This window comes from Burkholderia sp. Ac-20392, assembly GCF_017104585.1.
Lineage (GTDB): Bacteria > Pseudomonadota > Gammaproteobacteria > Burkholderiales > Burkholderiaceae > Burkholderia > Burkholderia lata.
On record NZ_JAAGPB010000263.1, the window covers coordinates 1 to 11927 of the forward strand.

Sequence of the window (11927 nt, forward strand, 5' to 3'; positions counted from 1 at the left end):
TTGTCGGATGCCGATCCAGCCCGGCGAATCGAGATAGGTGCGGTCGATCAGCGCGCCGACGCCGAGGCGCCCCTGCGCGCGGTTGCGGTACACGTAGTCGAGCGTCGAGCCCGAATCGAAGCCGAGCCGCAGCCCGAGCGCGATGCCGTCCGACAACGCGCCGCCGGCCTTCAGACCGGCGCGCGTGAGCGCCCAGTACGCCCGCGCGAACGCATTCGCGGGTGGCCGGCCGAGCGCCGCGTACTCGTCATGGAACGCGCCGCGCCGGTCGGCGTCGGCGAGCGAAACACGCGGGCTCGGTGCATCGAACTCGCGCAGCACGAATGCACGCAGCGGTGCGAGCGCCTGTGCGCGGTCGCGTTCGCCGAGCGTGTCGTGATAGAAGCCCGGCAGCACGATGCGCTCCTTGCGCGCGGCGCCGAGGCGTTCGAAGAAGCGGTCCTGCGGGCCGCGATGCACGACCCAGTCGGCGCCCGAGATCAGCAGTTGCGTCGGCACGGTGATCGCGGCCGCGTCGGCGACGATCCGCTGCGCGGTGTCGTGCAGGTCGAGCAGCATGTTGACCGCGATCGGCCGCGTGATCAGCGGATCGGATGCATAGCTCGCGATCCGCTCGGGATCGTGCGTGAGGAATTTCGGCTTCACGTAGCTGTTCACGTAGAACAGCCCGCGCAGCTTGTGCATCAGCCGCAGGCCCGGCCGCGCGAACGGCACGTAGAGCTTGATGTGGAACGCAGGCGACGCGACCACGAGCGCACGGATCGGCGGCGCATAATCGTGCGCCCAGGTGGCCGCGAGCACCGCGCCGACGCTCTGGCCGACCACGGCCATGTCCTCGATCGCGATGCCGTGCGTGTCGCGGATATGTTCGACGAAGGTCTGCAGGTCGCGCACCGACGCGGCCGCGCTCGGGCTGTAGCCGCGCGCGCCGGGCGAGCGGCCGTGGCCGCGCGCATCCCACGCGAAGAACGCGAAATCGGGCAGGTCGAGCTCGTCGACCAAGTGCGCGACGCGCGCCGAGTGTTCGTGGCCGCGGTGCAGCAACACGATGGCGCCGCGGCAGCGCGGGCCCGTGGCGGGCCAGTGACGATAGAACAGCGTTTCGCCGTCGTGCGTGATGAAGTCGGCCTCGCGGGCCATGCGTGCGCTCATGCGTTTCTCTCTCGTTTCGTTATTTGAATCTTGGTGCGCCGCCCTCCGGCGCCCGGTACCGCAACCGCTCTGGACGACCTTTTCAACCGCCCTTTTCCGCGATGCCGGCCTGCACGCGCCGCACCACAGTGACGATCGACAGCACGATCAGCAGCCGCCACAGCCATGCTGCGACGCCGCCGACCGGAAACCCGAGCCCGATCCACAGCGCGAACGCGCCGAGGGCGAGCGCGCGGTCGCTCTTGCCGAACGGGCCGTCGTAGCGACGGCTCACGCCGACCAGCGGGCCGATCAGCCCCGCGCATTCGACGATCACCGCCGTCAGCGCGAACAGCCAGACGTCTGCCGGAGCGAACGCGGGAATTGCGAGAAACGGCAGCACCAGCGCGATATCGGACACGACGTCGCCGAGTTCGTTCAGGTACGCGCCGAGCGTGCTTTTCTGGTCGTGCTCGCGCGCGAGCATCCCGTCGATCGCGTTGAGCGCCATCCGCGCGAACAGCCACAGCGGAATCAGCAGGAACAGCGCGCGGGCAAACACGCCGAGGCCGGCGAGCGCGCCGACGACGATCGAGCCGCCGGCTGCGAACAGCGTGACCTGGTTGGCCGTGACGCCGCGCTCGGCAAGCGCGTTCGCGAACGGGCGCAGACGGTTCTGGAATTTGGGTTTGAGTGCGTAGAGGCTCATCGTTTTATTTGCGCGGCACAGTCGGATACGTTTCCCGCCGCCATGCCCCGGGCGGCGAAACGGCCTTGGACGGCCTTCCATGGACGGCCCTAATCGTCGCCGAGCGGCCCCGATGCGTCAAGCAGGCGCCCGGCCCGCACACGCGGCGCCAATCTGGCGTTTTTGACGGAAACTCGCGATAATCCGCTGGCCCGATCGCAGCGAGATCCATTCGAACTGCAAACGGGCACTCGTGCAACAGCCGATTATCACGCCGCCGACCGGCGCATTCGCCGCGACGCAACAGCGTGTGACGGCGAACCGTCCGATTATCGCGGACCTGCGACAGGCAGCCACGAATTTGAAAAAATTTAAACAAGGGCCGTCCGGCGCGCATCCTGCCGCGCCGGCATTCCGGGGTCCCGCCCGCCGCTCAAGCGCAGCGGGCCATGCAGGCAGGCAGGAGGCGCAGCGACGATGAACATCCTCAACGTCTGGCAGCGCGATTTCCTGCTGTCCATCGTGCGGCTCGTCGCCGGCGCTTATCCGGTCTGGCATCAGGCGCCGCCATCCCCGACGCAGAAGATCTACTTCTCGAACCACACGAGCCACATCGACACGCTCGCGATCCTCGCCGCGCTGCCGCGCAACGTGCGCGCGGTCGTGCGTCCGGTCGCCGCGCGCGACTACTGGGACAGCAGCGACATGAAGCGCCACATCGCGCAGAAGCTGCTGAACGTCGTGCTGATCGACCGTCACCGCGAATCCGGCGGCGACCCGCTCGACCCGGTGCGCGACGCGCTCAAGCAGGGCCATTCGATCATCATCTTCCCGGAAGGCACGCGCGGCGCGGAGATCCTCCCGCAGCCGTTCAAGAGCGGGCTGTTCCACCTCGCGACCGAGTTTCCGGACGTCGCGCTCGCGCCCGTCTATCTCGAGAACCTGCAACGGATCATGCCGAAGGGCGCGATCTGGCCGGTGCCGCTGATCTGCAAGGTGCACTTCGGCGCGAACGACGCGCTCGGCGCCCAGGAAGACAAGCCGACGTTCCTCGCCCGCATGCGCGACGCAGTCGTCGCGCTCGCGCCGCCGCAGCGGCCGGCCGGCTGAACGCGGCGCCCTCTTCTCCCCTTTCCGGATATCAACAATGCGAACAATTTTCTGGGAACTGGTCGCGGGCGTCACGGGCGTGCTCGTCGTCGCGACCGTGATCGGCGCGATCCTCGGCGCACGCAGCGGCGGCACGAGCGCGACCATCGTCAACCTGAACCAGCGCATCCGTGCGTGGTGGGCGATGATCGCGATCATGGCCATCGCGATCGGCCTCGGCAACAACATCACGTATCTGGTGTTCGCGGTGCTGTCCTACCTGACGCTGCGTGAATTCATCACGCTCACGCCAACCACCGCGAGCGACCATACGACGCTGTTCATCGCGTTCTTCGTCGCAATCCCCGTGCAGTACCTGCTGCTCGGGATCAACTGGTACGGGATGTATTCGATCTTCGTGCCCGTGCACCTGTTCTTCGCGATGTCGCTCGTGTCGGCACTCACGCAGGACACGCGCGAGTTCCTCAGCCGCAACGCGAAGATCAACTGGGCGCTGATGGTGTGCGTGTACGGGTTGAGCCATGCGCCGGCCGTGCTGATCCTCGACATTCCGCACTACGCGGGGCAGAACGCGCTGCTGCTGTTCTTCTTCCTGTTCGTCGTGCAGATCAGCGACGTGCTGCAATACGTGGTCGGCAAGCTGTTCGGCAAGCGCAAGATCGCGCCGCAGCTGTCGCCGTCGAAGACGATCGAAGGGTTCGTCGGCGGCGGCTTGCTGGCCACGCTGTGCGGCGCATCGCTGTATCGCGTGACGCCGTTCAGCTTCGGGTCGGCGTTCGGCATCTCGCTCGCGATCGTGATCGCGGGCTTCGTCGGCGGCCTCGTGCTGTCGGCCGTCAAGCGCTCGCTCGGCACCAAGGACTGGGGCTCGATGATCGCGGGCCACGGCGGGATGCTCGATCGCGTCGACTCGATCTGCTTCGCCGCGCCGGTGTTCTTCCACCTCGTGCGGTATCTGTACGTGTAAGGCGCGGGCGGCGCAACGCCGCCCGTTCCTGCGCGCGAAGGATCAGTACCCTTCGCGCAATGCCTTCGGCACGACGTAGCGGCCACGCGCCGTGTCGAACTTCACCGTATAGCGTGCGCGGATGGCCTTGTCGCCGCGTGTGCCCGTTTCCGTGACCGTCAACGGATAGACGTCGCCGGTGCCGCTCAGGTCCGGCGCGATCTCGAAGCGACGTTCCTCGCAACGCGCCTGGGCGTTCGCACATTCGGTCGAGTCCGCGTTGTCGAGCGCCTCGTCGATGCGCGCCGCCGCCAGCACCAGCACATTGCCGACCGGCAGCCAGATCGCGCGGAAGCTTTGCGTATAACCTTGCCGCATGTCGCTTTCGCCGATGACGAACCCGAACAGGTGCGGCCCGAGCCGCTCGATGCGCACCGTGCCCGGCTCGCCGCGCTTGCCCGACGCGATCTCCGTTTTCTTCACGATCGGCTCGAGCGTCGTGCCGCTGGCCGCCGGCTTCAGCACGTACAGGTCGATCGTGCCGGTCGTTGCGTCCGAATCCATCCCCGGCATCCCGTTCTGCACCGCCGCCTCGGTCTCGCCGCACATCGCGAGCAGCGTGCGCGGCCCATCCGCGGTCGCGACGCGCAGCGAACCGCACGGCGCATGGATTAGATCGTCCCCGTCCGCCTGCCAGCCCTTGCGGTCCGCACGCCACTTGCCATACGTGTCGTGGATGAAGGTTTTCAACAGACGATCAGGCTGGGCCGGCTCGGCCGCATAAACGGGCGACAACGCAGAGAGTGCGGTCAGCACCGCGAGTGCGCCGAGCGCGGCGAGCGAAGCCGCGAGCGGCTTCAGACGTGTGTTCCGGTGCGGGACTGTCATGACGAGGATCGTTCTGGTCGAAAGGATGTGTGCTGGATGGTGGCGGGGCCACACGATCACGGTTGCCGTGGCGCGATGCCGGTGCCGTCCGGCTTCAGCCGCGCGGTTGACACCCACCCTTCGGCGATGCGGCGTGTGCGCGGATTCAGATAGACGACCGACGTGAAACGGCCATAGTCGGTCCGTGCATCGACGTGGTCGTGCTCGACGACGAACACCCCGTCGATCCGGCATGCATCGTCCGGCGCGGAATGGAACGGCAGGCGCCCGTTGCCGATGACGACCCGCCCGGCGTCGCTGCCCGTCACGTAATCGCCTTGCGCCTGCGCGCGGCGGTTCAGCGCATCGCAATCGACGGCGTTGCGCACGGACGGAACCGGCGCCGCCGGTGCAACGCACGTCGACACGAATCCCGACAACGCGCGCCGGTCGATGTTCAGTACGTCCGGCCGCTCGGGATCGCGCGTGACGTCGAGCGCGCGCATCGCCTGCGTATCGAGTGTTACCCAGCCGACCGTCGCCTCGCGATTCGGCGTGCCCGAGTGCTCCGGTATCGTGAACAGCCGGAGGCGATAGACGTTGCCGTCACGCTCGTCCACGTCGACGTGGATGTCGCGCCGGTTCATCGCTGTCTGCCGCAGTGCCGGCACGATCAACTGCGTCAGTTGATCATTGCATGCCGCCGCCGCAGGCGTGGCGGCGGCCGTCGGCAAGGCCGTCGCGCCCAGGCATGCCATCGCGGCATGCACGGCGACAGCCGCGGCGAACCGGCGGCGGCGTACGGCCTCGCCATTCGCGCCGGCCGGCGTTACGATCTCGTTCTTCAACCAGGCTCCGTTCGATGCACGCGGGAATCGGCCCGCGAGCCCGTAGCGTACACGCACGGCGCGGCACCGCAAGCGCGCATCGCATCTGCCGACATGGACCTACGCATGAACCTCACGTTGCAGGATGTCGCATGGCACCGGTCGGTCGGGCGGCTCATCGAGTCGCTCGACCAGCCGGGCTTCTGGCTGGCCCTGATCCGGCTGATCGAGGAATACGTCGCGGTCGACAGCTGGGTCGCGCTGACGTTCGGCGACGGCCGCCCGCAGGTGTTCGCCGAATGCCCGTACGAAGGCGGCGGCCCCGACCCGCTGTTCCGCGACTACGTGCAGGGCCTGTACCAGCTCGACCCGTTCTACATCGCGAACCGCGACGCGCCGAAGAGCGGCCTGTTCCGGCTGTCCGACGTCGCGCCCGAATGCTTCCGCGATACCGAGTACTACACGCTGTATTTCACGCACAACGTCGTCGAGGACGAGGTGCAGTTCAACGTGGTGCTCGACGATGCGCGCACGCTGTGCCTGTCGCTCGGCAGCAAGCGGCGCTTCAGCCCCGAACAGGTGGCGCTGCTCGACCTGATCCGGCCGTGGGTGGCCGGGCTGATGCGGCATCGGCTCGCGTTCGAGCCGGCCGCCGCGGACCAAGCGCCGCCGCGCCGGCCCGGCGCACACGACGGCTTCGAGCAGGCAATGGCGCGGCTCGGCACGCCGCTCACCGCGCGCGAACTCGACGTGATCCGGTTGATCCTGAGCGGGCGTTCGAACAAGGAAGTCGCGAACAAGCTGGCGATATCCGCCGAAACGGTCAAGGTGCACCGGCGCAACATCTACGGAAAGCTCGCGATCAACTCGCAATCGGAGCTGTTCTCGCTGTTCCTGAACGCGCAGACGGCACCCTGACGCGCGACGCCGCGGCGCAACACGCACACCGTTCGCACGGCCCGGCGGGCGCCCCCGCGCGAACGGCGCGCCCCGGCACCGGTCGACGGCCAGCGGCCCCGACTACGTCAATTCATCGCATTCCAAACCTTTCCCGCGGCCGATACGTCATATCGGCCGCACCTTCTGGGCAAACCGCTCGCCCGCCCCTATCCTTCGCGGGTCTGATTGCGTGCGTTCGTTGCCGGCGGGCGCACATGATGGCCTGGGTTCTGATAGCCGTACCCTCGTACGTCAGGACCTGTTCGCCGACCCTTGCACAAGGGTCGGCGTTTTTTTCGGACTTTGCCATGTGTGCCGGCGGCAGGACGGCAGCGCAAGCGCGACGACGATCGTGACGGCGCGTCCGCGCCCGGGGGGAGCGGGTAGATGACAAGCAAGCAAGCGCACAGCCGCGACGAAGCGCTGCGCCTGATCGCCGCGGCCGACACCGCGTCGCTCGACCTCAACTACGAGAGCGGCTGGCAGGACATCGCCGAACTGGACGGCCTCGGCGCCCGACGCGGGATCCGCGTCACCTATCGCAGCCACGAACACATCGCCGTGCATTCGCGCGACGCGCTGGTCGCAGGCCTCACGCGCCCGAAAGCCACGTTCCGGCGCCGCACGCTCTATTGCCGGTTCGACCTCGGCAGCGTCGCCGATCGCGAACTCGTCGCACTCGAAACGCGCGCGATGCGCCAGGGCGACTACATCCTCGCAGGCCACCTGCTCGCCAGCCCCGACGACGTGTGGGGCGACGCAACCACGCTGTCCGCGGCGGCAAGATCAATACCCCCGAAGGGTTAACGCACCGGCGGGATGGGAAATTCGCCGCTTCGGCGCATACTGGGGCCTACCCACCCTTCCGGCGCCACCGGCGACGGGCCTCTGCTACCGAAATCGTCATGAAACTGAAGCTCGATATCGTCCAGCTCGCCGGTCGCGACGGCGACACGCATTACAACCTGCAGCGCACGCTCGAAGCGATCGCAACCTGCGCACCGGGCACCGACGTCGTGATGTTCCCGGAGGCGCAGCTCACCGGCTTCCTCGATCCGTCGAATCTGGCCGAATGCGCCGAGCCGCTCGACGGCCCGAGCGTCGGCGCGGTCATCGCGGCCGCACGTGCACGCGATGTGGCGGTCGTGGTCGGGCTGATCGAGAACGACGGCGGCCGCTTCTACAACACCACCGTGTTCGTCACGCCGGACGGCATCGCGCTGCGCTATCGCAAGACGCATCTGTGGGTGAGCGAGCACGGCGTCGTCCTGCCCGGCGACCGTTACGCGACGATCGAATGGCGCGGCGTGCGGATCGGCCTGCTGATCTGCTACGACAACGAATTCCCCGAAACCGGCCGCGCGCTCGCCGCGCTCGGCGCCGAGCTGATCCTCATCACCGACGGCAACATGGAGCCGTACCGCCCCGTCCACCGCACGTCGGCCACGGCGCGGGCGATGGAGAACCAGGTGTTCGCGGTGGTCGCCAACCGCGTCGGCGGCAGCACGCACGACGTCGTGTTCGCGGGCGGCAGCCTCGCGGCCGATCCGTTCGGCAACCTGATCTTCGAAGCCGGCAATACCGAATCGCGTCATGCGGTCGAACTCGATTTCGACCAGCTCGCCGCGTCGCGTGCGGTCTACGACTATCGCCGGGATCAGCGCCTGCACATCGCCGGCGAACGCATCGAGCACGCCAACGGCCTGCGCGAACTGCTGATTCCGTAAGCGCCTGTCCGCCTCCGGCGCCGACATCCGTCACGCCGGGTCGGGCACCTCGATCGCCAGCAGCGCGGAACTGACCGACTTGCCGTGCGCGTCGAGCGCGAGCGAGCGCGTGACGCCGCCGCCGAGCGCATCGCGCAGCACGAAATTGAATGCGCCGAGCGCCGGCAATTCGTAACGTACGACGTCGCCGTGCACGATGCCCGCGAGCCATGCCTTCACGACGTCAGCATCCAGGTGCGTACGAAGATGATCGTAATGGCGCGGATCGTGGCAGATCACCGATACGTTCAGCGTATTGCCCTTGTCGCCGGTGCGCGCATGCGCCAGTTCACGCAGTTGCATCATGCCTCCACGAATGAAAACGACGGCGTCACGGCCGCGCGCGGCAACAGCACCGACTGCACGGCGATCACCTCGCGCGTCGACTTGAACGCGCCGCCGCCGCCAGCCGGCCCGTTCGTATAGAGCGTCTCGACTTCGTTGCCGATGCGCGCCGCTTCGGCGGCGCTCGCCGCACGGCCGGCCACCCGCACGCGCACTTCAGCCGGCTCGCCGCGCACGACGGGCGTTGCGTCGCCGTACAGCGCATCGACGCCGATCAGGTCAAAGCGCAACTCGGTCGCGGCAACGCCGGTCAATGCCAGCCGCTCGCGGACGATCCCGAGCGCAAGACGCGCGCGTTCGAGCGCCCCCGGGCCGCCGTACGAGATCTGGCCTTCGCCGATCCAGCCGTCGACGTAAGCCACCGACACCTTCAACGTGTCGGGCCGCGCGGTGCCGCGCCCGCCCGTCACGCGCACGCGATCGGCCGCCTCCTCCACGACCGCCACGCGCGTGAAATCCGCGACGACGTCGGGCTGCAGATAGCGCGCCGGATCGTGAATCTCGTAGAGCAGCTGTTCCTTGCAGGTTGCCGCGCTCACGCGGCCGCCCGCGTGCGGCACCTTGGTGATCACGACCGAGCCGTCGGCCGCGACTTCGCCGATCGGAAACCCGAGCCGCGCGAGGTTCGGCACGTCCTTGTAACCGGGATCGGCGAAATAGCCGCCCGTCACCTGCCCCGCGCATTCGAGCAGGTGGCCGACGACCGTCGCAGCGCCAAGCGTGTCCCAGTCGTCCATCTGCCAGCCAAATGCGTGGATCAGCGGCGCGGTGAACAGCGACGGATCGGCGACGCGCCCGGTCAGCACGACATCCGCGCCGGCCGCGAGCGCATCGACGATCGGCGCGGCGCCGAGGTACGCATTCGCGGACACGATGCGGTCGCGATACGCGGCGACGTCATCGCCCGATTCCTCGAAGCGGAACGCGCCGCGCAGCACCACGTCGAGCACGTCGTCGCCTTCGACCGCCGCGACCTTCAGCTTCGCGAAACCAAGCGATTGCGCGATCTGCGCAGTGCGCCGCGCGGCCGCACGCGGATTCGCCGCGCCCATGTTCGACACGATGCGCACGCCTTTCGGCGCGGCGACCGGCAGCACCGCGTGCATCCGCGCGTCGAGCAGCGGGTCGTAGCCGAGTGCCGGATCCTTGCGCCGCGCCTGCTGCGCGATCGCGATCGTGCGCTCGGCCAGGCATTCGAAGACGAGATAGTCGAGCTGCCCGTGTTCGGCCAGTTCGACCGCGGGCTCGATCCGGTCGCCCGAGTAGCCGGCGCCCGCGCCGATGCGCACGCGTCGTTCAGGTTGCTTTGCTGTCATGTCCGTACCGTCGTCCGGCGGGTGCACCGCCGGGAAAGATCAAAAGATGCCCAGTACGACGCATGCGATCGTCATCACGATCGAGGCGCCGAACAGCAGCGGGAACGTGAATTTCTGGTGCTCGGCCAGCTCGATGCCGCACAGGCCGACGACGAGGAAGGTCGCGGGCGTCAGCGGGCTGACCGGGAACCCGGTCGTCATCTGGCCGAGCAAGGCAGCTTGCCCGACCTGCACGGCCGGCACGCCGAGCTGGCCGGCCACCTCCGCGATCACGGGCAGCACGCCGAAGTAGAACGAATCGGGATCGAACAGCATGCTGAGCGGCATCGACGCGAAGCCGAGCACCACCGGGATGTGCCCGGCCATCGACGGCGGCACGAAGCCGACCGCCGCCTGCGCCATCGCCTTCAGCATGCCGCTGCCCTGCATGATCCCCGTGAACACGCCGGCCGCGAGCAGGATGCCGGCCATCATCAGCGCGGCGCGCGCATGCGCGTCGATGCGCTTCCTCTGCATGTCGACGTCCGGGTAGTTCACCATCAGCGCGATGCACAGCCCGACCATGAACATGATCGCGGGCGGGATCTTCTCGCCCATCACGACCATCGTGCCGAGCACGACGAGCGTCAGCACCAGGTTGAACCAGAACAGGTGCGGCCGGCGCAGCGCCTGCTCGTCGGGTGTCAGCTCGCGCGTCGGCAGCGGGATCGACGCATCGTCGCGCGACAGGCCGAGCCGCTTCTCCTCGCGCCGCCCGAGCCAGTACGCGGCGCCGAACACGAACACGAGCCCGATCGCCTGCACCGGGATCAGCGGATTGAACAGCGCCGACACCGGCAGGTGCAGCGACGCCGACGCGCGGATCATCGGCCCCGTCCACGGCAGGAAGTTGATGCCCGCGGCCATCGACACCGCGGCGGCCAGCACGCGCCGGTCCATCTTCAGCCGGTCGTACAGCGGCAGCACCGCCGGAATCGTCACGAGAAAGCAGACGGCGCCCGAGCCGTCGAGGTGGATCAGCAGCGCGAGCAGCGTCGTGCCCATCACGATGCGCGTCGGCCGCGTGCCGACCGCGCGCAGGATGCGGTCGATGATCGGGTCGAGCGTGCCGGCGTCGGTGATCGTCCCGAAATAGAGGATCGCGAACACGAACATCCCGACGACGGGCGCGAGCCCCTTCAGCCCGTCGATGACGAACTTGCTGGTGTGCAGCCCGAAGCCGCCGATCAGCGACGCGGCGATCGGCACGATGATCAGCGCGACGAGCGGCGACATCCGCTTCGACAGAATCGCGGCCAGCAGCACGACGATCGTGCCAAGCCCGAGTAACGGCAGCATCCGTGTCTCCTACCTTGTCTTTTGTTGGAGACGAGCGTAAGGTCGGCGCAGCAATAGCACAATTGAAATGATTTGATCGCAGCAATCACGAACCGTTATGGATCTGAATCTTCGCGACATTCGCGCGTTCGTCACCGTCGCGCAGGCCGGCAACTTCACGCGCGCGGCCGCGCGCCTGCACCTGTCGCAGCCTGCGCTGACCGTGCAGATCCGCCGGCTCGAGGAGATCGTCGGTGCGCGTCTGTTCGATCGCAACAGCCGCAGCGTCGCGCTCACGCAGACCGGGCGCGAGCTGCTGCCGCTGCTGCAGCGCTCGCTCGACGACATGGAGCGCGTGCTGCGCGATGCGCGCGCGCTCGGCGAAGGCACGAGCGGCACGGTGCGGCTCGCATGCCTGCCGACCTTCGCGTCCAGCATGCTGCCCGAGCTGATCCAGTCGTTCCGGCGCGACGTGCCGCGCGCGGGCTTCGAGATCCGCGACGGCGTCGCGAGCCTCGTCACCGCGCTCGTGCGCAACGAGGAAGCCGATCTCGGCCTGACCGGCGGCGACACGTTCGATGCGTCGCTGGAGGTGTTGTATGCGGGCGCCGACCGGCTCGTCGCCGTCTGCCCGAAGGATCATCCGCTCGCGCGCAAGCGCCGCGTGAGCACCGC

The 11927-nt window shown here is 68.1% G+C and carries 13 protein-coding genes; 6 read left to right on the plus strand and 7 right to left on the minus strand.

The annotated features are described in order from the left end of the window. Positions 1 to 1152, minus strand: a 1152-nt coding sequence (locus tag G3N99_RS24675; protein WP_206123695.1) for a bifunctional alpha/beta hydrolase/class I SAM-dependent methyltransferase, incomplete at its 3' end; no start/stop codon positions are given. 82 nt (positions 1153 to 1234) lie between these two features. Next, positions 1235 to 1840, minus strand: coding sequence for a CDP-alcohol phosphatidyltransferase family protein (locus G3N99_RS24680; protein ID WP_174934699.1), 606 nt, complete (start codon positions 1838 to 1840; stop codon positions 1235 to 1237). 456 nt (positions 1841 to 2296) lie between these two features. Between G3N99_RS24680 and G3N99_RS24685 the strand changes: the two genes are divergently transcribed. After that, entirely contained in the window at positions 2297 to 2929 is a 633-nt protein-coding gene (locus tag G3N99_RS24685; RefSeq protein WP_011351684.1) for a lysophospholipid acyltransferase family protein, read from the plus strand. Positions 2930 to 2966: 37 nt separating this feature from the next. Then, entirely contained in the window at positions 2967 to 3896 is a 930-nt protein-coding gene (locus tag G3N99_RS24690; RefSeq protein WP_011351683.1) for a phosphatidate cytidylyltransferase, read from the plus strand. Between the two features lie 42 nt (positions 3897 to 3938). Here the strand turns inward: G3N99_RS24690 and G3N99_RS24695 are convergent, their stop codons facing one another. After that, entirely contained in the window at positions 3939 to 4763 is an 825-nt protein-coding gene (locus tag G3N99_RS24695) for a topoisomerase IV (RefSeq protein WP_206123696.1), read from the minus strand. Positions 4764 to 4819: 56 nt separating this feature from the next. Then, positions 4820 to 5590, minus strand: a complete 771-nt coding sequence (locus G3N99_RS24700; protein ID WP_241011837.1) for a hypothetical protein — start codon at positions 5588 to 5590, stop codon at positions 4820 to 4822. 105 nt (positions 5591 to 5695) lie between these two features. On the opposite strand from G3N99_RS24700, the gene G3N99_RS24705 reads away from it, so the two are divergent. The 3 genes from G3N99_RS24705 (at position 5696) to G3N99_RS24715 (ending at position 8235) form a co-directional block, all read left to right on the plus strand. Then, the gene (locus G3N99_RS24705; protein ID WP_206123697.1) at positions 5696 to 6487 is read left to right on the plus strand and encodes a LuxR C-terminal-related transcriptional regulator; all 792 of its coding nucleotides are present in this window, start codon (positions 5696 to 5698) and stop codon (positions 6485 to 6487) included. Between the two features lie 408 nt (positions 6488 to 6895). After that, positions 6896 to 7315, plus strand: coding sequence for a PHA-granule associated protein 4 (locus G3N99_RS24710; RefSeq protein WP_241011838.1), 420 nt, complete (start codon positions 6896 to 6898; stop codon positions 7313 to 7315). Between the two features lie 98 nt (positions 7316 to 7413). Next, entirely contained in the window at positions 7414 to 8235 is an 822-nt protein-coding gene (locus G3N99_RS24715; RefSeq protein WP_206123698.1) for a carbon-nitrogen hydrolase family protein, read from the plus strand. 30 nt (positions 8236 to 8265) lie between these two features. Here the strand turns inward: G3N99_RS24715 and G3N99_RS24720 are convergent, their stop codons facing one another. Genes G3N99_RS24720 through G3N99_RS24730 form a run of 3 tightly spaced genes read right to left on the minus strand, consistent with a single transcriptional unit; the run spans position 8266 to position 11273 of the window. Beyond that, positions 8266 to 8577 (minus strand): hypothetical protein, encoded by a 312-nt coding sequence (locus G3N99_RS24720; protein WP_206123699.1) that lies wholly within the window; start codon positions 8575 to 8577, stop codon positions 8266 to 8268. Then, entirely contained in the window at positions 8577 to 9935 is a 1359-nt protein-coding gene (locus G3N99_RS24725) for an acyclic terpene utilization AtuA family protein (RefSeq protein ID WP_206123700.1), read from the minus strand. The genes G3N99_RS24720 and G3N99_RS24725 overlap by 1 nt, the downstream gene beginning before the upstream one ends. A 39-nt stretch (positions 9936 to 9974) precedes the next feature. Further along, positions 9975 to 11273: a citrate:proton symporter gene (locus tag G3N99_RS24730; RefSeq protein ID WP_174947654.1), complete on the minus strand. Its 1299-nt coding sequence runs from the start codon at positions 11271 to 11273 to the stop codon at positions 9975 to 9977. 97 nt (positions 11274 to 11370) lie between these two features. Here G3N99_RS24730 and G3N99_RS24735 point away from each other — a divergent pair. After that, positions 11371 to 11927, plus strand: a 557-nt coding sequence (locus G3N99_RS24735) for a LysR family transcriptional regulator (protein WP_206123701.1), incomplete at its 3' end; no start/stop codon positions are given.

What these genes read in the sequence shown, in the direction of transcription:
- G3N99_RS24695 (WP_206123696.1), bottom strand. Translation starts at nt 4,763, where the DNA reads ATGACAGTCCCGCACCGGAACACACGTCTGAAGCCGCTCGCGGCTTCG.
- G3N99_RS24690 (WP_011351683.1), top strand. Translation starts at nt 2,967, where the DNA reads ATGCGAACAATTTTCTGGGAACTGGTCGCGGGCGTCACGGGCGTGCTC.
- G3N99_RS24685 (WP_011351684.1), top strand. Translation starts at nt 2,297, where the DNA reads ATGAACATCCTCAACGTCTGGCAGCGCGATTTCCTGCTGTCCATCGTG.
- G3N99_RS24680 (WP_174934699.1), bottom strand. Translation starts at nt 1,840, where the DNA reads ATGAGCCTCTACGCACTCAAACCCAAATTCCAGAACCGTCTGCGCCCG.
- G3N99_RS24725 (WP_206123700.1), bottom strand. Translation starts at nt 9,935, where the DNA reads ATGACAGCAAAGCAACCTGAACGACGCGTGCGCATCGGCGCGGGCGCC.
- G3N99_RS24705 (WP_206123697.1), top strand. Translation starts at nt 5,696, where the DNA reads ATGAACCTCACGTTGCAGGATGTCGCATGGCACCGGTCGGTCGGGCGG.
- G3N99_RS24710 (WP_241011838.1), top strand. Translation starts at nt 6,896, where the DNA reads ATGACAAGCAAGCAAGCGCACAGCCGCGACGAAGCGCTGCGCCTGATC.
- G3N99_RS24730 (WP_174947654.1), bottom strand. Translation starts at nt 11,273, where the DNA reads ATGCTGCCGTTACTCGGGCTTGGCACGATCGTCGTGCTGCTGGCCGCG.
- G3N99_RS24715 (WP_206123698.1), top strand. Translation starts at nt 7,414, where the DNA reads ATGAAACTGAAGCTCGATATCGTCCAGCTCGCCGGTCGCGACGGCGAC.
- G3N99_RS24720 (WP_206123699.1), bottom strand. Translation starts at nt 8,577, where the DNA reads ATGCAACTGCGTGAACTGGCGCATGCGCGCACCGGCGACAAGGGCAAT.